The organism is Stenotrophomonas sp. LGBM10, assembly GCF_046736075.1.
Taxonomy (GTDB): domain Bacteria; phylum Pseudomonadota; class Gammaproteobacteria; order Xanthomonadales; family Xanthomonadaceae; genus Stenotrophomonas.
The window spans coordinates 203,033-225,634 of sequence record NZ_CP177163.1; the positions used below are offsets into that span (position 1 = coordinate 203,033).

General features: G+C 68.5%; 14 protein-coding genes. 8 read left to right on the forward strand and 6 right to left on the reverse strand.

The features are described 5' to 3' along the window. The first annotated feature begins 62 nt into the window (after nt 1–62). The 6 genes from ACLB90_RS00840 to ACLB90_RS00865 all read left to right on the forward strand — a co-directional run bounded on the left by ACLB90_RS00840 (nt 63) and on the right by ACLB90_RS00865 (nt 8,233). On the forward strand, nt 63–1,379 hold the full coding sequence (locus ACLB90_RS00840) for a serine hydrolase domain-containing protein (RefSeq protein WP_411851187.1): 1,317 nt from the start codon (nt 63–65) through the stop codon (nt 1,377–1,379). Between the two features lie 75 nt (nt 1,380–1,454). Continuing rightward, nucleotides 1,455–1,964 (forward strand): sigma-70 family RNA polymerase sigma factor, encoded by a 510-nt coding sequence (locus tag ACLB90_RS00845; RefSeq protein ID WP_411851188.1) that lies wholly within the window; start codon nt 1,455–1,457, stop codon nt 1,962–1,964. Next, entirely contained in the window at nt 1,961–2,908 is a 948-nt protein-coding gene (locus tag ACLB90_RS00850) for a FecR domain-containing protein (protein ID WP_411851189.1), read from the forward strand. The genes ACLB90_RS00845 and ACLB90_RS00850 overlap by 4 nt, the downstream gene beginning before the upstream one ends. Nucleotides 2,909–2,993: 85 nt before the next feature. Beyond that, nucleotides 2,994–5,963 (forward strand): TonB-dependent receptor domain-containing protein, encoded by a 2,970-nt coding sequence (locus tag ACLB90_RS00855; protein ID WP_411851190.1) that lies wholly within the window; start codon nt 2,994–2,996, stop codon nt 5,961–5,963. Between the two features lie 150 nt (nt 5,964–6,113). Next, entirely contained in the window at nt 6,114–6,989 is an 876-nt protein-coding gene (locus ACLB90_RS00860; RefSeq protein WP_411851191.1) for a pirin family protein, read from the forward strand. A 311-nt stretch (nt 6,990–7,300) separates the two neighbouring features. Beyond that, nucleotides 7,301–8,233: a hypothetical protein gene (locus ACLB90_RS00865; RefSeq protein WP_411851192.1), complete on the forward strand. Its 933-nt coding sequence runs from the start codon at nt 7,301–7,303 to the stop codon at nt 8,231–8,233. Between the two features lie 14 nt (nt 8,234–8,247). Here ACLB90_RS00865 and ACLB90_RS00870 read toward each other — a convergent pair whose 3' ends face one another. Next, the gene (locus ACLB90_RS00870) at nt 8,248–8,685 is read right to left on the reverse strand and encodes a hypothetical protein (protein WP_411851193.1); all 438 of its coding nucleotides are present in this window, start codon (nt 8,683–8,685) and stop codon (nt 8,248–8,250) included. 167 nt (nt 8,686–8,852) lie between these two features. Beyond that, nucleotides 8,853–11,582, reverse strand: a complete 2,730-nt coding sequence (locus ACLB90_RS00875; RefSeq protein WP_411851194.1) for a TonB-dependent receptor plug domain-containing protein — start codon at nt 11,580–11,582, stop codon at nt 8,853–8,855. 266 nt (nt 11,583–11,848) lie between these two features. Between ACLB90_RS00875 and ACLB90_RS00880 the strand changes: the two genes are divergently transcribed. Continuing rightward, the gene (locus ACLB90_RS00880; RefSeq protein WP_411851195.1) at nt 11,849–12,565 is read left to right on the forward strand and encodes an MgtC/SapB family protein; all 717 of its coding nucleotides are present in this window, start codon (nt 11,849–11,851) and stop codon (nt 12,563–12,565) included. 63 nt (nt 12,566–12,628) lie between these two features. Here ACLB90_RS00880 and ACLB90_RS00885 read toward each other — a convergent pair whose 3' ends face one another. The 4 genes from ACLB90_RS00885 to ACLB90_RS00900 all read right to left on the reverse strand — a co-directional run bounded on the left by ACLB90_RS00885 (nt 12,629) and on the right by ACLB90_RS00900 (nt 21,818). Beyond that, entirely contained in the window at nt 12,629–13,396 is a 768-nt protein-coding gene (locus ACLB90_RS00885; RefSeq protein ID WP_411851196.1) for a SapC family protein, read from the reverse strand. A gap of 95 nt (nt 13,397–13,491) precedes the next feature. Continuing rightward, nucleotides 13,492–14,403, reverse strand: coding sequence for a hypothetical protein (locus ACLB90_RS00890; protein WP_411851197.1), 912 nt, complete (start codon nt 14,401–14,403; stop codon nt 13,492–13,494). Nucleotides 14,404–14,506: 103 nt separating this feature from the next. Next, on the reverse strand, nt 14,507–15,301 hold the full coding sequence (locus tag ACLB90_RS00895; protein WP_411851198.1) for a CDP-diacylglycerol diphosphatase: 795 nt from the start codon (nt 15,299–15,301) through the stop codon (nt 14,507–14,509). A gap of 118 nt (nt 15,302–15,419) precedes the next feature. Continuing rightward, nucleotides 15,420–21,818 carry a calcium-binding protein gene (locus tag ACLB90_RS00900; protein WP_411851199.1) on the reverse strand — a complete coding sequence of 2,133 codons (6,399 nt, stop codon included), beginning with the start codon at nt 21,816–21,818 and terminating at the stop codon, nt 15,420–15,422. 391 nt (nt 21,819–22,209) lie between these two features. Here ACLB90_RS00900 and ACLB90_RS00905 point away from each other — a divergent pair, with 391 nt between their 5' ends. After that, the gene (locus tag ACLB90_RS00905; RefSeq protein ID WP_411851200.1) at nt 22,210–22,590 is read left to right on the forward strand and encodes a VOC family protein; all 381 of its coding nucleotides are present in this window, start codon (nt 22,210–22,212) and stop codon (nt 22,588–22,590) included. Nucleotides 22,591–22,602: the final 12 nt, after the last annotated feature.

Below are 22,602 nucleotides of genomic sequence, written 5' to 3' on the forward strand. Positions count from 1 at the left end.
CGCACGCACCTTGCGTTACCCTGATCCCCGATCACTGTTCGATCGGATGCAAGGAACGCCTCATGTCCTTCTCGCCTGTGCGATCCGCGCTGGGCCTGCTGCTGCCGCTGCTCGCCTGCACCACCGCCGCCGCCGCCACGCCGCCGCTTACCGCCGCGCAATCCGATCCGGTCGCGCTTGGCTGGATGCAGGGTGCGCCGCCGCCGGAAGACAAGCGCATCCGCTACACCGATGAGGATTACTTCGCCTTTCCGAAGCTGCGCTGGACGGTCTGCCATTTCCGTCAGTTGATGCCCACCGTTGGCGTCAGCCGCGGCGAAGGTGCGGCCCGCCCACTGACGCGTCGCCTCGACAGCACGCTGGACGCGGTGACCTTCACCCCACAGGGCGCGACCCAGCCGATGCGCTGGGCACAATCGCTGGATGCCACCTACACCGACGGCATCGTGATCCTGCACGACGGGGTCGTGGTCTATGAGCGCTACAGCGGCTGCCTGGACGCCGATGGCCAACACGGCGCGATGTCCGTCACCAAATCGATGACCGGTCTGCTCGGCGAGATCCTGGTGGCCGAGGGCCGCCTCGACGAGAACGCCCGCGTGGACAGCATCGTGCCGGAGCTGCGTGACAGTGGCTTCGGCAATGCCACGGTCAGGCAGGTGCTGGAGATGACCACCGGCCTGCGCTACAGCGAGGACTACGCCGATCCGGAGGCGGACGTCTGGCAGTACGCCGCCGCCGGCAGCACGCTGCCGCACCCGCCGGGGTATCGCGGCCCCACCAGCTACTTCGACTACCTGCGCACGGTCCAGCCGGAAGGACGCCACGGTGAGGCGTTCGGCTACCGCACCGTCAACACCGACGTGCTGGGCTGGATCATCGCCCGTCGTTCCGGCCAGTCTGTGGCGCAGTTCCTGGAAACGCGGATCTGGCGGCCACTGGGCGCCAGCCAGGATGCCTATTTCACCGTGGATTCCAGCGGCACGCCGTATGCCGGGGGCGGCTTCAACGCGGGCCTGCTCGACCTCGCCCGGGTCGGCCAACTGCTGCTCGACGACGGGCGCATCGACGGTCGCAAGGTGATTCCGGCCGCTGCCATCGCGCGCATCCGCGCCGGCGGCGACAAAGCAGCCTTCGCCAAGGCCGGTTATGCGCAGCTGCCCGGCTGGAGTTACCGCGGCATGTGGTGGGTCACGCACAACGCGCACGGCGCCTACATGGCCCGCGGCGTGCACGGCCAGGCGCTGTACGTGGATCCAACCGCGCGCGTGGTGATCGCGCGGTTCGCCTCGCATCCCACCGCCAGCAACAGCGCCAACGATCCGATCACCCTGCCCGCGTTCGATGCCATCGCACGCGCCGTGATGGACTCGCCCTGACACCACGACGTGTCGTCGCGCCCCGCTCCGTATGTATAATGCGACACATTCGCATTTGATACGGAGTGACGGCGCATGCCCTCGGCCACCTCGGCGCGCCATCGCCTGGACGGCTTCTACCGTGAGCATCACGGCTGGCTGCTGTCCTGGCTGCGGCGACGTACCCGCCACCCCGACACCGCCGCGGACCTCACCCAGGACACCTTCGTACGCCTGCTCAGCAAGCGTGTGGACCCCGCCCAGCTGCGCCTGCCACGCGCCTACCTGAGCACCATCGCGCACGCCCTGATGGTCAACCACTGGCGCCGTGCCGACCTGGAGCGCGCCTATCTGGATGCTTTGGCCGCACAGCCCGAGCCGGTGCATCCCTCCCCCGAAGAGCGGACCCAGGCGCTGGAACTGCTGCACGCCATCGAGCGCATGCTGCGCCATCTGCCCGCGCGGCCCCGCCAGGCCTTTCTGCTCGCCCGCCTGTCCGGGCTGGGCTACGCCGACATCGCCGAGCGCCTCGGGGTCTCCGAACGCATGGTCAAGAAGTACATGGCACAGGCGATGCTGCACTGCCTGCGCATCGATTCGGCATGACCATCCGCGGCGACTACGACTGCCTGCAGCAGGCGGCGCACTGGTTCGCCGAACTGCAGGACGGCGACGCCACACCCGCCGTCCGCCAGCAATGGCAGCACTGGCTGCATGCGCGTGCCGAACATCAACAGGCCTGGGAACAGGTGCAGCAGATCTGGTCGCAGTTCGCGACCCTGTCGCCGGCCGCCACCGAACAGGCCCTGGCCAGCGCCAGCGTGTCGCGTCGCCGCGCCCTGCGCCGTATCGGCGGCACGCTGGGCCTTGGCACAGCGGCGCTGTTCGGCCTGTCGCGGTGGCACGGCAGTCCGGGTCCGGCCATGCCCCGCACTGCGTTCGCCGCGCCGGACCACTGGGCCCTGCCGGATGGCGCCACCCTGTGGCTCAACGGCGACAGCGCTGCCGACATCGCCTACGGCAGCGGCACGCGCCGGCTCGTGCTGCGCCACGGCGAACTGCTGGTGCAGACCGCCGCAGACACCCACGCGCCGCCGCGCCCGTTCGAGGTGCACACACCCTGCGGCACGCTGCTGGCGCTCGGCACCCGGTTCTCGGTGTGGCTGCAGGGCGATGCGGTGCTGCTCAGCGTGTTCGACGGTGCCGTCGTGATCCAGCCGGATGCGGCGCCACCACGACGGATCGACGCCGGCCAGCAGTGCCGCTTCGATCGCCACGGCAGCGACGCGCCACGCCCGGCCGACGCAGTGCGTGAGAGCTGGGTGCGCGATCAACTGCTGTTCCAGTCTGCGCCGTTGGCCACCGTGGTGGCAGAACTGGGCCGCTATCGTCGCGGCTACCTCGGCTGCGACCCCGCCATCGCCGCCTTGCCGGTGCTGGCCGCGTTGCCCCTGCGCGACAGCGACCGCGCCCTGGCGCTGGTGGCGGCCGCCCTGCCCGTGGAGATCGAACGGCCCTGGCCCTGGTGGACCCGCCTTCGCCCCCGTTGAACACCGCGGTTCCCCTTTTCCGGTTTCGTTGGGCAATCCCTGTGAGCCCGCTGCGCGGGTGCCCTTTTCTCTCCAGGTATTGCCGATGTTCCGTTCCTTCCCCCGCCCGCTGCGCCAGGCGCCCCTGCGCCTGGCGATCCGCAGCGCACTGTCGCTGCTGCCCCTGATGACCGCCCCGCTCGCCATCGCCCACGCGCAGGCCGCCCCCGCCAGCGAGGTGCGCCACTACGACCTCGCCGCCGGGCCGCTGGCGCCGTTGCTGACCCGCTTCGCCGCGCAATCGGGCCTGCACGTTGCCGCCGATGCCCATCTCACCGATGACCGCCGCAGCCCGGGGCTGCACGGCGACTACACCGCTGCACAGGGACTGGAGCGGCTGCTGGCCGGTACCGGCCTCGGCGTGACCTGGGACGCCAGTGGCGGCGCGATACTGCGCAGCACCACGGGCAGTGGCGTCCAGTCGATCGGTGCGCTGCGCGTGCCCGGCGCGCAGCTCCGCCAGGCCGCCAGCGAACCGGTGCGCTCGGCCGACCAGGTCTTCCGCGACCCGGCCGGCAGCGTCTACATCCCGCACGAGGCGCTTGAGCGCTTCCGTGGCCAGTCGGTGGGCGACATCCTGGCGGGCACCGTGGGCGTGCACACGGCCGATGTACGCAACGGTGGCGCCATCGACGTCAACATCCGCGGCCTGCAGGGCCAGGGCCGCGTACCCGTGGTAATCGACGGCGGCCAGCAGTCCATCGACGTCTATCGCGGCTATGCCGGCGTGCAGCAGCGCAGCTACCTCGATCCGGACCTGATCAGCAGCGTCAGCATCAGCAAGGGCCCCGGCCTGGCCGCCAACGCCGCCAGTGCCATCGGCGGCGTGGTCAGCATGGAAACGCTGACCCCGGCCGACATTCTTCGCGAGGGTCAGGACATCGGCGTGCGCCTGCGCGGCGGCATCGCCAGCAACAGCATCGCGCCCGGCCATTCCTTCAAGCAGATCGCCCGCGGCAGCGATCACCGCAACTCGCTCGCCTCGCCCGAAGACCGCTCCGGCAGCCTGGCACTGGCCATCCAGCGCGACCGTTACGATATCGTCGCCGCCTACGCAGAACGAACGCAGGGCAACTATTTTGCCGGCGAGCGCGATGTCGCGCGCTACGACCGCCAGCACCTGTCCGCCGCCGGTACGGGCATGAGCAGCCTGCCGGTCACCGCCATCTTCCACGGCGGCGATGAAGTGCTCAACACGCACACCGACAACACCTCGGCGCTGCTCAAGTTCACCTGGCGGCCGAACGACGACCAGCGCCTGGAAGCCGGTTACCGCTACTTCGATTCTTCCTTCGGTGAAATCATGCCCTCGGCGATCGGCCGCGTCGGCGAGTCCAACCAATGGGTCACCTACGTGGACAAGGCCAACACCATGCACCAGTTCGAGCCTGGCAGGATGCGCATCAACGCGTTCTCGCTGCGGCATCGCTACCAGCCGCAGGGACAGTCGCTGGTGGACCTCAAGAGCACACTGTGGTTCACCTCCGCCACCAGCCGCATGTTCAACAGCAACGTGGCCAACACGCCGCTGTTCAAGGAATACCCCGGCGATGCGATGCCCGATACGCTCGGCGAGACCTACGGGCCGGGCCTGCGCTCGGACGTGCGCAGCGACCGCTGGGGGCTGGACGCCACCAACACCTCGCGCCAGTTCACCGACCTGGGCGACCTGACCTGGACCTACGGGCTGGCCTTCCAGCATGAGGACACCGCGCCGGATTCGCCGGTGCTGGCGGTGGACTACAACAACAACCGCTACCTGCGCAGCGGCGTCCGTCGCGAGGCCAGTGCCGTGGCGTCGCTGGAATGGGCGCCCACCGACTGGCTGGCGCTGACCGTGGGCGGCCGCTACATCGACTACCGCAGCCGCGACCGCAACCGCATTGCCTCGGTCGCGGCCTCGCGCACCCAGCCCTACACATTCGCACGGCTCAGCAAGGACGGCACGCTGCTGCCCGGCTGGTACAAGGAATGGTTCCCCGATGCCAACGGGCAGTACACCTTCGATTCGCTGCGCGCCTCCCCGTATGGCGACCGGACGCTGGGCGAGGTCTACGACTTCGATGGCTACATTCCCGACCCGCGCGGCAGCAAAGGCTTCTATACGAAGCAGATCGCGACGGCCTGGCACTATGCCGCCCCGTTCACCCGCAGCGGTCACGGCGCAACGCCGTATGTCAACGCGAGCCTGTTCCTGGACCCGGACACGTTCTTCTACGTGAAGTATGCGCAGGGGTACAAAATGCCCGGCCTGTTCGAGTCCACCGTAGGAAATTCCACCTCGATGCCGACCCGCGACCTGCGCCCGGAAAAGAACCGCGCCTGGGACATCGGCGTCAGCACGCTCAAGCGTGACCTGTGGCGCGACGGCGACCGCTTCGCCTTCAAGCTGGCGTACTTCAAGAACGACGTGAACGACCAGATCACCCGCGTGTTCGATTCGAAAAACTGGGGCTACAGCGTGGTCAATGTGGACCGCTACCTGGTCTCCGGCTACGAGCTGCAGAGCGGCTACGACATCGGCGTGGCCTACCTGGATCTGTCGGCCAGCTACTACCAGCGCGCCCGCACCTGCGATGCCACGACGGCCGCCACGCTGCGCAACGATCCGTATGCCAAGTGGTCCAAGCTCGAGAACACGCCCGACTGCGTCAACGGTGGCTTTGGCACCTCGTTCGTGAATGCCCAGAATCCGCCGAAATACTCGATCTACACCACACTCGGCGTGCGCCTGTTCGACCGCCGTCTGGATGCCGGCATCCGGCGCATCTACAACGCCGGTCCCACCCACGAGCTGGACAAGCCCTGGAACACCACCGGCTCGACCGGCATGCAGAACCTCTATCTGCCAACCGCGCTGTATGACGTCTACGCCACCTACCGCGTCGACGACCGCCTGTCGATGGAACTGGTGATCAACAACGTCCGCGACACCTACTACCTCGACCCGCTGGCCATGAGCCTGATGCCGGGCCCGGGCCGCACCGCGCGGCTGAACCTCAGCCTGCGTTTCTGAGACGCCGGCGCCCCGCCGGCCAGGCGGGGCGCCATCGTTCACCAGGCAGGACGCTCAGGCCATGATTTGGCCTCTACTGCCGCCATCGTTCCACGGATATCGTGATCTCCAACAGAAATCGACCCGGCAGCCCCGGGATGGAGATACCCCATGAAGAAGGTTCTTGGCGTGTACAGCGCCCCGCGCGCGCATTGGGTGGGCGACGGCTTCCCGGCCCGCTCGATGTTTTCCTACACCACCCACGGCCAGCACCTGAGCCCGTTCCTGCTGCTGGACTACGCCGGACCGTACCGGTTCGAACCCACCGATCAGCGCCGCGGCGTGGGGCAGCATCCGCATCGCGGCTTCGAAACAGTCACCATCGTCTATGAGGGCGAGCTGGAGCATCACGATTCCACCGGTGCCGGCGGCCACATCGGGGCCGGCGACGTGCAGTGGATGACCGCGGGTGCCGGGATCCTGCACGAGGAGTATCACGCCCCGTCGTTCGCCCGCAGCGGCGGCACGCTGGACATGGTGCAGCTGTGGGTGAACCTGCCGGCCGCCGACAAGATGGCCACGCCCGGCTACCAGACCCTGCTCGACCGCGATATTCCGCGCGTTGATCTGGCCGACGGCGCCGGCACCGTCCGGGTGATTGCCGGCAGCTTCAACGGCCATGCCGGTCCGGCCCGCACCTTCACGCCGATGGATGTCTGGGACCTGCGCCTGAAGCAGGGTCACCAGACTTCCCTGGACGTCGCTGCCGGCCGCACCCTGGCGCTGGTGGTCCTCAAGGGCAGCGTGACGGTCAACGGCCGCCAGGTTGCCCACGAAGCCCAGCTGGTCATGCTCGATCGCGACGGCACCGACGCCTCGATCCACGCCGATACCGACGCCACCGTGCTGCTGCTCAGTGGCGAGCCGATCGACGAGCCGATCGTCGGCTATGGCCCGTTCGTGATGAATACCGACGCCGAGATCGCCCAGGCGATGAGCGACTTCAACAACGGGCGCTTCGGCCGCATGGCCGCCAGCCCGCACTGAGCCCGGTGGCCGTGTCACGCACACGGCCACGCCTTCGAACGCCGCGCCAGCGCCCGCGTTGCAATCGCGGCATCCCCAACAGGCGGCCCCTGGTCGCATCGAGCAGGCCGGCGGCGTGCTGACCCGCGTGCCGCCGTTGTTACGCGCGCGGCAGCGCGACGGGAGCCGCAGCCACGGCTGGCACCCCGTTCGCCTACGACCGCAACGCGTGAGCGCGGTCTCGCCAGGGTGAATACGCAGGCGCGGGGTTGGCAGGACTCCGCGCCTGCGGCACGATGGCACATCGACGAACAAAGGGAACGGATTCGACGATGCCCGTGGTGCCCGAACTGCGCCTGCCCCTGCAGGCGACCCTGCTTACGCTTGGCGTTCTGCTGGCGGGCACGCTGTGGCAGGGTTATCCGCTGTTGCTCTCCCTGCTCGGCGAACGCCCCGCGTTGCCGCCCCAGTGGTGGGAAGGCCGGATGGTGCATCTGGTCGAGCGCGGCGCCGAACCACTGCTGCTGGCCTGGCTGATCGGCATCCTGCTCACCCAGCACTACGGCACTGCAGGGCTGCATCACCGCTGGCGCGCGGGCCTCGCATTTGTTGGCACCCTCATCGTCGGCCACGCCGCCGGCCTGGCGATCTCCGAGCTGCTGCAGTCGTCGCGCCCGCTTGCCCCGGTGCTGGTGCACGGCGGCGAGCTGCTCGGCTGGGCCGGTCTTCTGGCCACGGCCATGCTCGCTGCACGGCAGGTGGGCCGCCCCCGTGGCGCACCCGGCCGCATCGACACGCGCATCGGGGTGGTGGCCGTGTTCGGGCCCGCCTGCCTGCTGGCGATGTGGAGTGGCTGGACCTTTCTGCAGGTCAGCCTGATGGATCTTCCGCTGATCTCGTATGTACCGGCGCAGGTGCCGCTGCCGATCCGCGTCGCCATGCCGATGCTGCTGATCGCCATTGCGGTGGTTGGCAGCCTGGGCGTGTGGGATGGGCTGGACGGCACGCTGGCACCGGTACCGCCCTCGCGCAGTGCCGCCGCGGCACTGCTGGCCTGCACCGCGGCGCTGGCCCTGCTGACGCCGTTGGCCGGGCTCGTCGCCCTGGTCGCCGCCACCGCCGAGCGCCCGTGGCTCAACCTGCTGACCGCCGCGGCGGTGATCGCACTGTCGCTGCTGGTGCAGTACCTGCTCGCGCGCTGGCTGGCGCGGCCGCTGCTGCTCGCCCGCCGGCCGCTGCGCCCACAGGCACGCGCCCGCGCCTGACCGCGCACCGCCGTTCACCGGCACGCCTCGAACACCTGGTCGTCCATGCGCCGGGACAGCGCGAAGTCGCGCTTCAGGCCGACCGCGCGGTATGCCACCTCACGCCGCTGCCGGGCCGCGGCACAGGCCTGCGGATCGCGATGCACGGAGATCAGGTGGCCGCGCAGGGCCGGCGCTGGCGTTGCGCGACCGCGCCGCGCGGCGGCCGGCCCGCTGCGGGCGCGACGCTCGGCCGCGGTCCGCTTCAGCTCCCGTCGCAACGCCTCCACATACGCCGCGTAGTACTGCGGCGGGCGGCCCTCCACCGCATGCCAGCTACGCTCGGTGCGAGAATCGGTACAGGCCGCCGACTGATAGCGCACCTGCTCGCCGGACACGCATTTGTACACCGCCTGGGCATGCGCAGGCATGCACGCCAGCCACACGAGTACGCCCCGGATCATCCTGTTCATTCGCCACCTGCTCCCCCGCTTCATCGTGCCGGCAGCATCGACGAAGGGGCTGGCACAGGTACCGACGTGCGTCGCAACCGTGCAGCGCCGGGATGTTCACCTACGTTGCAGCGCGCACAAAAAGGCCCGGCAGTGCCGGGCCTTCAGGTGTCACGCGGTGGGCTGCATCACAGGAACCGGTAGTCGAACTCCAGCCACAGCTGACGGCCGTAAGGATCGTAGTTGCCCACCGGATAGAACGGCCAGCCACCCCCGTTGCGGTCCGCCGGCGGGCGGCTGTCGCGCAGGTTGTTGACGATCAGGCCCAGCGTGGCGTTGTCGTTGAGCTTGCGGTACAGGCTGGCGTTGTAGGTCATGTACGGCGCGATGCGGCCGCTGCCGTCGGTCTTCGGCAGCGAGCCGTAGCGCATCCCGTACAGGGTGGCGGTCCAGTCGTTGATGGCCCAGGTCACGCTGCCGTTGATGCGGCTGCGCCACTGGTAGGAATCCAGCGAATTGCGCTGGTCCTGGATGTCATCACCATCGAACTGCCGGTAGTCGTGGTCGATCACCAGCGAGTACGCCAGCCGGCTGGAGAAGCGCCCGTAACGGCCGGCATCCCAGCGCAGGTTCGCCTTGAGGTCCACGCCACGCACCGACTCCGACGCCGCGTTGATCGGATTGATCAGCACGCGAACCACCTGGTTGGGCTGCACCGCGGCATCGGCCGGGTTGCGGATCACCCGGCGCAGCGCGTCCTGGCATTGTGCCGAGCGGATGTCGCGGGCGTCGCCGCCAACGGTCTGGCCCAACCGGCAATCCGCTTCGTCCTTGAGGATGCGGGTCGAATCGAGGTTGGTGACTTCGTCTTCGATACGGATGTCGTAGTAGTCGACCGTGACATCGAGGTTGGCCGACGGCGACCACACCGCGCCCAGCCCATAGGACCGTGCGGTTTCCGGCTGCAGTTGCGGGTTGGCGCCACTGGTGTAGTCGATCGCCAGCCCGCTGTAGTCGCAGTCGTCGTAGGCCTGGCCGGCAGTACGGCAACGCCAGTAGTCGGTCATGCCGGGGTTGTAGCCGCGCGTCTCGGTGGCGAACACGTAGTTCATGTCCGGCGCGCGGAAGCTGCTGGCCGCACTGGCGCGCAGCAGGAGCGAATCCACCGGACGGAACTCCAGGCCCGCACTCCAGGTGGCCTTGCCGATGTGGTCGCCGGCGGCGCGGTACTGGTCGTAGCGGCCGGCCACGGTGGCGGTCAGGCGCTCCAGCAGCGGCAACTGCAGTTCCACGCCGGCCGCGTAACGGTCGCGCTCGCCGCCCGCCGGGATACCGGCGCTGGTGTTCCAGAATTCGCCGGTGCCCAGGCGCGGATCGGGACGGTTGCGGTAGCCCTGGCTGCCCGCTTCCACCACGGCCGCCAGCGCGGCGCGGCCGCCGGGCAGCGTGAACAGTTCGCCGTTGACGCTGACGCTGGCCGTCTGCAGCCAGGCCGCGTTGCGGCTTTCGTAGGTGTCCGACAGGTCACCGTACTCGGTGGGCGTCAGCGGCTGGTACAGACGCGTCGGGTCCGGCGCATACACGTCCACGCCATTGCGCGTGCCCAGCTTCGGCCCGAGCAGATAGTCGTTGATCCCGGCCAGCAGGGCCGGTCGGCGCGTGCGGTTCTCGTAGCGCGAACGGCTGTAGGCCGCTTCGTAGTCCCAGTCCGAGCTGCCCAGGCTGCCGCGGGCACCGACGTTGAACGACCACGACTGCTCCAGGAACCGGTTGGCATTGGCCTGCACGCCACCAATCTCTTCTGGCGCGAAACGGCGGTACCAGGTCTCCAGCTGACCGCTGTTCTGGTTGTAGAAGTAGTTGCGCGAAGAGGTCCAGGTCGGCGCGCGGGTGTTGTTGTAGATGCGCGCGGTGCCGATGGCCGCGTCGGCGAACAGTTCCTGGCGGTCGTTGAGGCGCCAGGTCAACGCGCTGTAGGCGTCGATGTTGCGCTTCTCGGTCTGCACGGTCCAGAACGTCGCTGCGGCCTCGTTGCTGCCGCAATAGGCGCCCTGGCGTGGATTCTGCGCACGGAACACGCTGCCGCCGTAGAGGCCCGCAGTGGCATCGCAGCCCTCCAGGCCCGGATCGATGTAGTTGCCGGTGCCCGCATTGCGGCGATAGGCCACCGCGGTCGGCAGCGGCGCGATGCCACGCGGATCGTCGGTGAGCGAATCCATGAAGTCACGCTGCGACCCGTAGATCGCCTTGCGGTTGCCCAGCTCCAGGCCGAAGATCGCATCCCACTGATCGCCCGACCCGCCGCCCACGGCCTGCACGCGCTGGTTGTCGCCGCCGCCCTGCTCGGTGGTGCCGGCACGCACGTTGATGCCCACGCCGTCGTAGTGACGCTTGAGGATGATGTTGACCACCCCGGCGATGGCGTCCGAACCGTACACCGCCGAGGCGCCACCGGCGAGGATCTCGATACGGTCGATCAGGGCGCTCGGGATGTTGGCCAGGTTGACCACATTCACCGAGCCCTCGTACGCCAGCGGATAGTCCGACTGGCGGCGCCCGTTGACCAGCACCAGCGTGCGGTTGGGGCCGAGGCCGCGCAGGTTGATGGTGTTGGCGGCGGGCGTGAACGTGTTGCCGAAGTCTTCGCCCTGCACGTTGCCGGTGTTCTCGGTCAGCGCGCTCAGGGCCTCGAAGGCGCTGCGGTAGCCCTGCGCCTCGATCTGCTCCTGGGTGATCACCGTCACCGGCGAGGGCCCTTCAACAGTGGCCCGGGGGATGCGCGAACCCGTGACTTTGACGGCGTCGAGCTGGGTGGGTGCGGCGTCCTGGGCGGCGGCGGCGAGGGGCGCCAGTCCCAGCAGGGGCAACAACGACAGGACCAGGGGATGCGGACGCAACGAGCGGTGGAGCAGAGACATGCAGGTTCCAGGGTGGGGAAACGGAGCGTCGGCGCGCGCGACGTACAGGCCTGCGCGCCAGGAAGGGGCGCCAGTCTGCTGAATGGGGGCCTGCGGGTGAAATGACCGACCGGGATATGCATATCGGGTTTCCGACTAAGCGCGCCGCGCGGTCGCCCCAAGCGGCTACACTCCGCGCCATCGCCTTGTGGAGCACGCCATGACCGCCCTCGCCACCCCGCTGAACGTGCTGCTGCCCTCTCTGCTGCAGCGCGGGCACTGAGCCGATGCGCTTCATCGAGACGTTCACGCTCTACCCGTTCCTGGACACCGTGGTCAGCCTGGTGGCCGCGTTCGTCCTGGGCACCCTGATCGGCGCCGAGCGCCAGTACCGCCAGCGCACCGCCGGGCTGCGCACCAATGTGCTGGTGGCCGTCGGCGCAGCCGCCTTCGTTGACCTGGGGATGCGCATCGCCGGGTCCACCGAAGCGGTCCGGGTGATCTCCTACGTGGTGTCCGGCGTCGGCTTCCTCGGCGCGGGCGTGATCATGAAGGAAGGCATGAACGTGCGTGGGTTGAACACCGCGGCCACGTTGTGGTGTTCGGCAGCGGTGGGCTGCTGCACCGGCGCGGACATGCTTGCCGAGGGCGTGCTGCTGACGGTGCTGGTCATCGCCGGCAATACCCTGCTGCGCCCGCTGGTGAACGCGATCAACCGCATCCCGATCAACGAGGCGGCCTCCGAGGCCACCTACGAGGTGCGCCTGAGCGCGGAGCCGGCCGCCACGCCGCAGGTACGCGAGCGCCTGGTGGAGCTGCTGGAAGCGGCGCAGTACCCGGTGGGCGATGTGCAGGTGGTCGAACACAGCGACGCGCCGGTGGACATCGTGGCGATCCTGGTCAGCACCGCGGTGGCCGCCGACGAACTCGATGCCGTGGTGGCGCGCCTGCAGCGCGAACCGGGCGTGCTGCATGCCACCTGGGAAGTCAGCACCCGCGACTGACGCGGCGCACTGAAATGCGAACGGCGGCCCTTGGGCCGCCGTTCGGGTGCTGCGCTGCGCCGATCAGGCGGCGTCGGGCAGCGGCAGTGCGCTCTGGCGCTGCACCAGCGCGTTGAAGCGCGCCAGCGAGCTCAGGTGGTGGTGCACCAGCGCCAGCCAGCCGTTGCGGTGCCAGGCCACGACCAGCTCGTCGGGCAGCTTGGAGAACTTCTCCACGTCCACGACGCGGAAGCCGTTGATGGACATCTGCGCACCGTTGGACAGGGTCACATCGATGCTGCGGTCCACCAGCAGGCCCTGCTCGATCAGCGCCGTGCTGAACTGACGGGTCAGCTCGTGCTCGCGGGTGAAGTCGCCGCAGAAGCGCATCGCTGCGTTGACCAGTTCGGTCGGCTCGCCATTCTCGAACAGCGGCTGGCCTTCCTCGGAATCGCCCTGGTTGACCACGTCGGCACCGGCATCCACGCCCAGCACGAAGTTCTGCGGGTCCTCGGTCTGGATGAACACGAACGGGTAGCGGCGCACGTAGGCCGGTACGTAGTGATCGGGGGCCCAGTAGCCATCGGCCACGAACAGGTTGTCCTTGGCCAGGCCCACGGCTGCCAGCGGCACTGCTTCCTTGCCGGTGAACAGGATCGGGTAGAACTGGGCGATCGAGCCGAACTCACCCACCACCACCGGCAGCGAGTTGGTGTCGGCGGCGAAGCTCGCCGATTCGGTGCGCAGGCGCCAGTTGGCATGCGCTTCGGCGCTCAGCGGCACGGTCTGGCGGTAGAACAGCGGACCGGTCCGCTCGGCCGCAGCGGCCGGGGTATTCGTTTCAGCAGTCATGGAATGAGTCGTTGACGACGCGCCAGTCGGCCCGGGCGCGAAAGCGGGCACCGCATTGATCGGCCACTATAGCGTGGCTTTGCGACGATTTCCGCCTACAGACCGGTGAATTCGCTGCAGTCCGGCAGGGCCGGTTCGGCCACGTAGCGGCCGGAAACGTAGCGCAGCGTCCGCTCGACGCTGCAGGCCGGGTCACGCGCGGTGCGCAGGTCGCGGTCGGTGAGCGCCCCCTTGGCCAGCGAATCGCGGTTGCGCGAGACGAACGCCGGGAAACGGGTCGCGGTGCTGGCATAGCGCAGCAGCGGCATGTCCCTGCCCTGCGGCAGCAGCGACAGTGCCGCGCTGAAGGTGTATTCATCGTGGCAGGCCCCCTTGCGCAGGGCGGTGTCCTGCTCGCTGAAGCAGGCGCGGATGCTGGCCTGTCCCGCCACCGGGAGCGACAACACGCTGCTGCTCTCCACGCCCTCGTCGGTGTGGTAGATGGTTTCCAGCAGCAGCGTGCCGTTGGACGCGCCCCCGCCGGCGTACCCGGTGCTCTGCTCCACCACCACGCCCACCACCACGTTCTCGAACGCGGCCTGCACCGGATCGGTGGGTACGCTGGGGGCACCCAGGCCGGGCGCGAGGCGAATGTACGGCCAGACCTGGAACTGGCCGTCGCGTTCGGGGCCGGTGTAGCCCACATGCCGATCACGCGGCCCGTCTTCGCCCGGCACGAATTCCTGCACCTGCAACGAGGGCTGGGGGGTGTTGCGGCTGGCGATCAGGCGCACGCACCACGCACGATCGCCGGTGCAGAACAGCGGCGAGACCGGCTGGGCGATGTCGGGGTCGCCGCTCTCCGGCGTCGTCGGTGGCGCAGTGCCAGGCTGCTCGATCAACGCTTCCCAGCGGTTGCCGGCGGCGTCGCGCGCGTCCGCCGCCATCGCGCCCCAGGGCGCGGCCAGCAACAGGGCGGCGCACAGGACGCGCGGCGCCGGCAGCAGGCGTGTGGATGCAGTGTTCATGGTGGGTCCTTCCTCTCTTCAGTCCGTGCGCGCGCAGGGGAAGCTGCGCCGATGATGGGCGTCGCTGCCACGCCTCGATGGTCGCGCGCCGGCGCACGGCGGGTCAACGTTCGCGCTCCAGCGCGTCAGCGGCACCGGTCAGCACGGCGCAGGCATGGTCCTGCAGTTCTTCCGCACTGGCCTGGTTGCCGCTGGCCGGATCCATCTGCGTGGCCAGCATCACGAATCCCGGCGTGCCGTCCGGCGCGCGCTCGCCGGCCACCAGCAACGACCACTCGCCCAGCGCACCGGGCGCGGCCAGGCCATCGGCCAGCAGCCGCACCGGATTGGCGGTCAGCAGCTCGCCGGGCAGGCGGCGCGCCTGGTAGACATGCCCCCGCAGTGGCCCCGGCAACGGCGCCCACTGCGTGCCGATCGCGCCGCGCCAGGCCTGCAGGGCCGCCAGCACGTCCGCGCGCAGGCAATCGACGTGGATGTGCAACTGATGCTGGGAACGTCCGTGGGGCGAGTTCAGGGCAAGGCTGGCAACCTCGCGCGGCAGCGGGCGTCCCAGCGCCTGCTCGGTATGCGTGCGCGCCTGCCAGGCGGCCGCGAAATAGTTGGGCGCCCCGCTGCCCAGCAGCGCGGGGCTTTCGATGCCGCTGACACGGTCCAGCGGCAGCAGCAGGAACTGGTAGTCGCCGTGCGCATCCTTGAGCAGCACGTCGCGGCGCTGCGGCGACGCTGCCACCGCCAGACACGACGCACGCGGTGCCGCGCCCAGGCAGTCGCGCTGCACGATGCCCCACAACGCATCCGGGTTGGGCGCCGGCCGGGCCGGCAGAGATGCCGCGCAGCCCACCAGCAGCAGGGGCAGCACGCACAGGATCGAACGCAGCAACATCGGCACGGCACTCATGCAGCAGACGGAAACGGCCCCGACAGGATCGCCGGGGCCGCGGTGCCATTGTAGCCGGCGGATATGACACTGGCCCGGTCCCGCCAGGTTTCCTCCCGGCGGGACAGCCTGCCCTCGCCTACGCGACGCGGACCGCCATCACGTCGTTGTACGGCTGCAGCCACGCCCCCTTGCCGCCATCGGCATACGCCCACGTGCCCGATCGCAGGGCATCGTCGGGGGTGGTGTCGAAGGTGCTGCTGCCATCGGCAAAGGTACTCATGGCCGCGATCAGCGCGTTCAGTTCCTGGCTGCCGCTCGCGGCTGAACCGCCGTCGGCCTGGCCGGCCACACCGCTGGCCTGCGACTGCCAGGTGGCGGCGAAGGCGGGCTGCAGCGCCGCACGCTCGGCGGCGGTGAGCCTGGCGGTGCCGGTCTTGCCCGACTGCGCCATCGCCATCACCAGGGTCTGCACGTCGGCAGCCGCCAGGCGCATGCCGCCGGCCTCCACCGATTCGACCCGGGATGCGTCGCCCAGGTACCAGTCCTTGATCACCAGCACGTCCTGGCTGCCGAGGACGGTGATCTTCAGATCATTCGAGCCGGCCGCGCGCGTGAACCACAGGTCGTCGTACACCGCCGTGGCAAACCGGGCGATATCGTGGTCCCCGGCATCGCTCGCGGTTTCCACGACCGTATCGGTGCCATAGCCGGTGCGCACGAGGTAGAGGTCGCTGCCGGTACCGCCCACCAGCGTATCCGCGCCGGCCCCACCGTCGAGCGTGTCGTTGCCGGCCAGGCCGGTGAGCGTATTGCTGCCGCTGTTGCCGGTCAGCACGTTGTGGCCGGCATTGCCGGTGCCGGTGAGCGCGGACGAACCCAACAGGGTCAGATTCTCCACGTCACTGGACAGGGTGTAGTGGGTCGATGCCCTGACCGTGTCGATCCCTTCGCCGGCCAGTTCGACAACCGTATCGTCTGCCTGATCGACAACGTAGGTATCGTCGCCGCGGCCGCCAACCAGGTGATCCTCACCGAGGCCGCCATCAAGCGTGTCATCGCCGTCGTACCCATACAACGTGCTGACGCCGTTGCTGCCGGTGAGCACGTTGTCCAGTGCGTTGCCGTGGCCGGTGGTGTATCCGGACAGCCAGAACGTCAGGTTCTCGATGTGGTCCCCCAACGTGTAGGTGCCCAGGCTCGTGCTTACCAGGTCGATCCCCTGCCCCGCCTCCTCGTAGACGACATCGAAGGCCGAGTCGACGCTGTACGTGTCGTTGCCAGTGCCGCCGACCATGCGGTCCCGGCCCGCACCACCCTCCAGGTAGTCGTCGCCGTCGTCGCCGAACAGGCGATCATCGCCGGCGCCGCCTTCCAGCCGGTCCGCGCCGCCCTTGCCCGTGAGCATGTTGGCCGCCGAATTGCCGGTGATCACATTCCCCAGTGCGTTGCCGGTGCCGTTGATCTCGCGGGTGCCTGACAGCACCAGGTTCTCCACGTTCTCGCCCAGCGTCCAGGTGATGCTGGACGAGATGCTGTCGACGCCCTCCCCGGCCGCTTCAACGACCGTGTCATAGAAGCTGTCGACCGTGTAGCCATCATTGCCTGTGCCACCGAACATGTAGTCGGCACCAGCACGTCCATCGAGACGATCATCCCCCGCATGGCCCACCAGCACATCGTTGTACGCAGTGCCGGTCAGGGTATCGCTGGAGGCGGTGCCTTCGATGGGTATCCCGCCAACGATGGTGAGGCCGGTGTAGGTCTGCTGGCCGTAACCATCCGTTGCAGAGATCGAGATCCCGTAGCTCGATGACCAGTCTGCGGGCACCTGTCCACTGAGCGTCCGCGTCTGCGGGTCGTACTGCAGCCACTCTGGATAGTTGCTGACTGCCCAGCTGAGCGGACCGTTGTCGCTGAACAGGTCGGCCGGAATCGTGTAGCTGAAAGCACTGCCCGAAGGCGCCAGCACAGGCACCAGCGTGCGTGCCACGACCGGCGCCGCATCGATCCGCGTCAGTAGATCCGCGGTCGTCCACACGGTACCGTCGGCGAACACGAACTCCTCGATGGCATCCGGGGAAACGCTGTCGCTGTCGCCCCAGAGCTGGTTCTCAAGAACGATGCGGTCGTCCGGGCGGCCGGTGAAGTGCACCGTGAGGCCCCTGGTCCCGGACCGCGTCACCACGACGTCGGCACTGTTCAGCCCGGCGCCCAGGTACAGGCGATCGAAGCCGTCGCCACCCATTTCGTCCGACGAGTTTATGGGGGAGCTGTCAAGGATGGCGTCTTGGCCGTCGCCCGCGTTGTAGTAGAACGTATCGTCGCCGTAGCCGCCCACCAGGGTGTCGTTGCCCGTGCCGCCGTGCAGGACGTCGGCACCCTCCGCACCGCGGAGGAAATCATCGCCGGCCCCGCCCGTCAGGTGATCATCGCCGGTCCCGCCCCGGATGTTGTCGCTGCCTTCGCCGCCGTCGACGACGTCATTGCCGCCCATCGCATAGATCACCTCATCGCTGCTGTCACCGGTGATCGTATCGCCGGCGCCGGTACCCAAGCGGAGCTGGGTTTCTTCGCCGGCATAACGCGCCGTGGCGAGCACGTGGCTGTAGAAGTCCGCCGCGGTCATCACCGTCCCATCGGCGAACTCGACCCGGTCGATATCGCCGGAGCTTTCGGCAGCGTCACCCAGGTACAGCGCCGTGTAGATGCTGAAGACGTCGTCGGTGCCCTTGATGCGGATGTCCAGCGAGACGCCGGAGAACATGTTCTCGGTCAGCGTGAACTCCAGGTCGGACAGCGCGATATCCGGCCCGAGCCGCAGCGTGTCGACGCCACCGGTGGTGGAATAGATCAACCGATCGGCCTCGTTGCCGCGCTTGAACACGTAGATCTCGTCGCCATCGTGACCACTGAGGGTGTCACTGCCGGCGCCGCCGTCCATCAGCGAGTTGCCCGCGCGGTTCTCCAGGAGGTCGTTTCCGTCGCCACCATAGAGCTCGTTGTTGCCTTCGTTTCCGTTCAGGGAATCATTGCCGGCGCCGCCAATCAGCACATCGTCGCCCTCACCCCCCAACAACCCATCATCGCCCTCGCCGCCCTCGAGCAGATCGTTGCCCTGCCCACCGGCAATGACGTCGTTGCCCTCGCCACCGTCGATGTGGTCGTCGGTCTCATAGCCGTCGATGTAGTCGCCGCCCGAGGTCGGCTGGATCAACGTGGCCCGGATCTGTGCGTGGGTCAGCACGCTGCCGTCGAAGAAGCGGATCGACGGCGCACCGCCCAGTGGCGCCGACAGGTACTCGCGCAGGGTGAGCGACCAGTTCGGATTGCCGACCATCGTCAGGTATGCATCGTTGCCGTTGCGCCGTACCACCACGTAGGCCGGAACGATGTCCTCCGCGAGGCGGATGATGCTGTCGGCGTCGCCATCCTCGATGGCATCGTGCCCGCTGTCGAGGCCGAACACGTAGGTGTCCTGCCCCTCGCCGCCCTTGAGCAGGTCGTTGCCCGCGCCGCCATCGAGCACATCGTTGCCGGCGCCGCCCAGCAGGTCATCATTGCCGGCGTCGCCGTGCAGGGTGTCGTGGCCCGCACCGCCTTCCAGGACGTCGTTGCCTGCATCGCCGTGCAGGGTGTCATGGCCGGCGCCGCCGTCCAGGGTGTCCCAGCCTTCGCCACCGTAGAGCACGTCATTGCCGGCACCGTCCTCGCCATCGCCGTACAGGCGGTCATCGCCCGCACCGCCGGACAGCACGTCATTGCCGGCACCGCCGAACAGCTCGTCGCCCGCGCCGCCGCCATCGAGATGGTCGTCGCCCGCACCACCTTCGAGGCTGTCCCAACCCGCGCCGCCGGAGAGGGTATCGTTGCCTGCGCCACCGAACAGCCGGTCGTCGCCGTCGCCACCGTTGACGACGTCGTTGCCGTCATCGGCCCACAGGTGGTCATTGCCGGCGCCGCCATTGAGGATGTCGTTGCCTGCGCCACCGACGAACTGGTCGACGCCGTCGCCACCGGACAGAATGTCGTTGCCGTCCTCGCCGAACAGGATGTCATCGCCTTCGCCCCCCTCCAGGCGGTCGTCACCGGTGCCGCCCTGCAGTTCGTCGTCGCCCGTGCCGCCGGTCAGGCGGTCATCACCGCTGCCCCCCATGAGAAGGTCCTTGCCAGCGCCACCGTCCAGCACGTCGTTGCCGCCCCACGCGTACAGGTAGTCGTTGCCGTCACCCCCATCGAGCACGTCGTTGCCGTGCTCCGCTTCCGGCGTGATGTGGTCATCGCCGTGCAGGAAGTCGTTGCCACTGCCGCCGAACAGCGTGTCATCGCCGGCATTGCCAAGCAGCCAGTCGTTGCCGGCGCCGCCGTCGAGATGGTCGTTACCGGCCGGGCCAGGCGAGTAAAGCGGATCGCCCACCGGGGCATTCAGCCGATCGCCCCACAGCTCGTCGTCGCCATCGCCGCCGCGCAGGATGTCCGATCCCCCTTGGCCAAAGATCATGTCGTTGCCGGCGCCACCGTCCAGAATGTCCGCGCCGGCATTGTTGGCCAGGTTCGATACACCGGTGCTCAGCTCCTGGAACAGGCTGGTCCGGCCTCCCGTGATGACATCGCCGTAGATGCGGTCATCGCCGTCGTCCCCATTGATCACGTCCGCGTCGTGCCCGCCGATCAGCAGATCGTTGCCCGTGCCGCCGTCGATGATGTCGTCGCCCTCCCCGGCATAGACCGTATCCGCGCCGGATCCGGCATCGATGGTGTCGTTGCCGTTCCGGTACTGATTGGCGTCCAGGTGGCGCCAGATGGGCGCATTGTTGCGCCCCCACGCTTCAACCTCCAGGTTGATCAACCGGGCGAACGTATCGTCCAGGTCCACGGCCTGGCCGTTGGCGTAGTACGCGATCCACGCGTTGCCGTGCGAGTGAAGATCGCCGCGCTTGGCGAGCTCCTCATACATGCGCGTGTCCAGGTGCGGCGTCATCTCTTCCCAGCGCCGCCAGTTCATCACCATGGCACCGTTGACGATGATGTCGTTGCCGGTGCCCCCGGACATGACGTTGTCGCCCGGCCCGCCGAGCAGGAGGTCGTCGCCGCCGCCGCCATCGATACGATCGTTGCCGTAGCCGCCGTCGATGCCGTCGTTGCCTTCCAGCCCGTGGATGATGTCATGTCCGCTGGGGACGGTGTCCGTGTCGCCGTCACGACCGACAAGATCATCGCCGTTGGTCTGCGGAATCGGGTTTTCCGGCGTCCCGGGCTGATTGTAGGTGGGCAGCGTGATACCGAGGTGGCCGTCGGACCAGTTGTCGACGCGGATGCGGCTGTTGGTCGCGCGATGCACGATGATCAGCGTGCGCGTGCCGTCTTCGTTGGGGTCGCTGATCAGGATGTTGAAGGTCTTGTCGGCGGTCTGCCAGTAGAAGCCCTGCGCGCTGACCCGGCTGACCACGCCATCGCCCAGGTCGCTGCCGATGACGGTGCCGTTGAAGCGGATCGCGCCATCGCCATCGCTGTCGATGATGACGTCCTGGCTGGGGCCGCCGGCGAAATCGGCATCGGTGAAGTCGTAATAGTCGCGGCCCGCGCCCCCTTCGAGCCGGTCGTTGCCGAGCCCGCCCTCCAGCACATCGTCGTCGTCGCCGCCTTCGAGCTGGTCGTTGCCGCCGCCCCCGTAGAGGCGGTCGTTGCCGGACCCGCCGCCCAGCACGTCGCCGCCGCCGGCGCCTTCGATGCGGTCGTTGCCCGCACCGCCGCCGATGATGTTCTGCTTGCCGTCGAGGCCATAGACGCTGTCGGCGCCGGAGGTGCCCATCAACGCGGCGTAGTCGATGCCCTCGAACTGCTGGAAGCCCTGGCCATACAGCGCGTACGAGCGCTCGACCACGAACCGTGCTTCCTCATTGGCAAGGAGCGTCTGGAAGGAGTCGGCCACCTGCCCCTCCAGCGCATCCTCAACCACGCCGACCAGACCGGACGCGGCCAGCACCGGGCCTGCGAACGGGAAGCGCTCCAGCGTGGCCTCGATCATGCCCCCCACCACGAACATCGTCAGCCGGGTGGCAACGGTGCTGTAGTCGCCCGTTCGGGCGGCCACCAGCAGATTGACGAGGTCCACGCCATCCTCGCTGATGCCCACGACCTTGCCGATCTTGCCGCCCGGGCCCGGCATGGGAACAGCGGTCACCTGGGACATCATGCCCAGCACGGTTTCCAGCTTCTCGGTATCCAGGCGCTGCGCGTCGTGAAGCTTGGATACGATGTTCTCGAACCCGCTCAGGTAGCGCTGCTGCAGCGTCAGCCAGGTGGCGTCGCCGGCCAGCTCGGGCGTGCGCCCGAACATCCGCACCAGCTCCATCGCCTGCTCGCTGGCGCGCGCATAGGCCACGTTGATGCGCCGGGCCACCTCCTCATCCGGGGTGTCGTCGCTCAGCACCGCGATCTCCAGCCCGGCCTGCTTCAGCTCGCGCCCGTACAGGGCCGCCAGCTGGCGTGAAAGACCGGAAAGCAACGTCTGCATCTGTACGGCCGTGTACGACATGGTCAGTCCTTGGTGGTGGAGCGTGGGTGGGTCAGGAGGGGGGTCAGTGCATCGATGCGACGGCCAACGTCGCGCTGCACGGCGAGCGGTCGTCTGGATGAACGTGCAGGGTTGAACAGGGGGGTGCCGCAGCGCGCAGTTGCTGCTCCATCGCGCCGGCCCGCAGGCCGTCGCGACGCACCTGGGCACTGCCAACGGGCATCCAGGTGCCGGCCTGACGGCGGCCTTCGTCGACGTCCGTTTTCTCGCTTCCCATGACATCCCCTGTCCCTGCGTGCGCGCATAGTCACACGCCGCTGGCAGGGCCCGCAATGGCATTTTTCAGGACGCTCACGGAAGGCCGGGAGGTGCGGCGCGGTATGCTCTACACCCCCTACCTGGAGCCGGCCGCATGCTGCATCACCTTTCCCTCGGCGTGCGTGATCTGCCGCGCGCAGGCCGCTTCTACGACGGCACGCTGGGCGCGCTCGGCTATCGTCGCGTGTTCGATGGCCCGGAATCCATCGGCTACGGTCTGGTCGATGATCAGGACCAACTGCTGCTCAACCTGACGCCCGACGCGGCGCCGCCCGGCGATGGTTTCCATCTCGCATTCGCGGCGCCGTCCCAGCAGGCGGTGCAGGCTTTCCACGCGGCGGGGATGGCGGCCGGCGGCACCGACAACGGCGGCCCCGGACTACGGCCGGACTATGGCGATACCTACTACGCGGCCTTCCTGATCGATCCCGACGGCCACCGCATCGAGGCGGTGCATCGCGGCCACAGCGACTGACCGCGCCGGCCG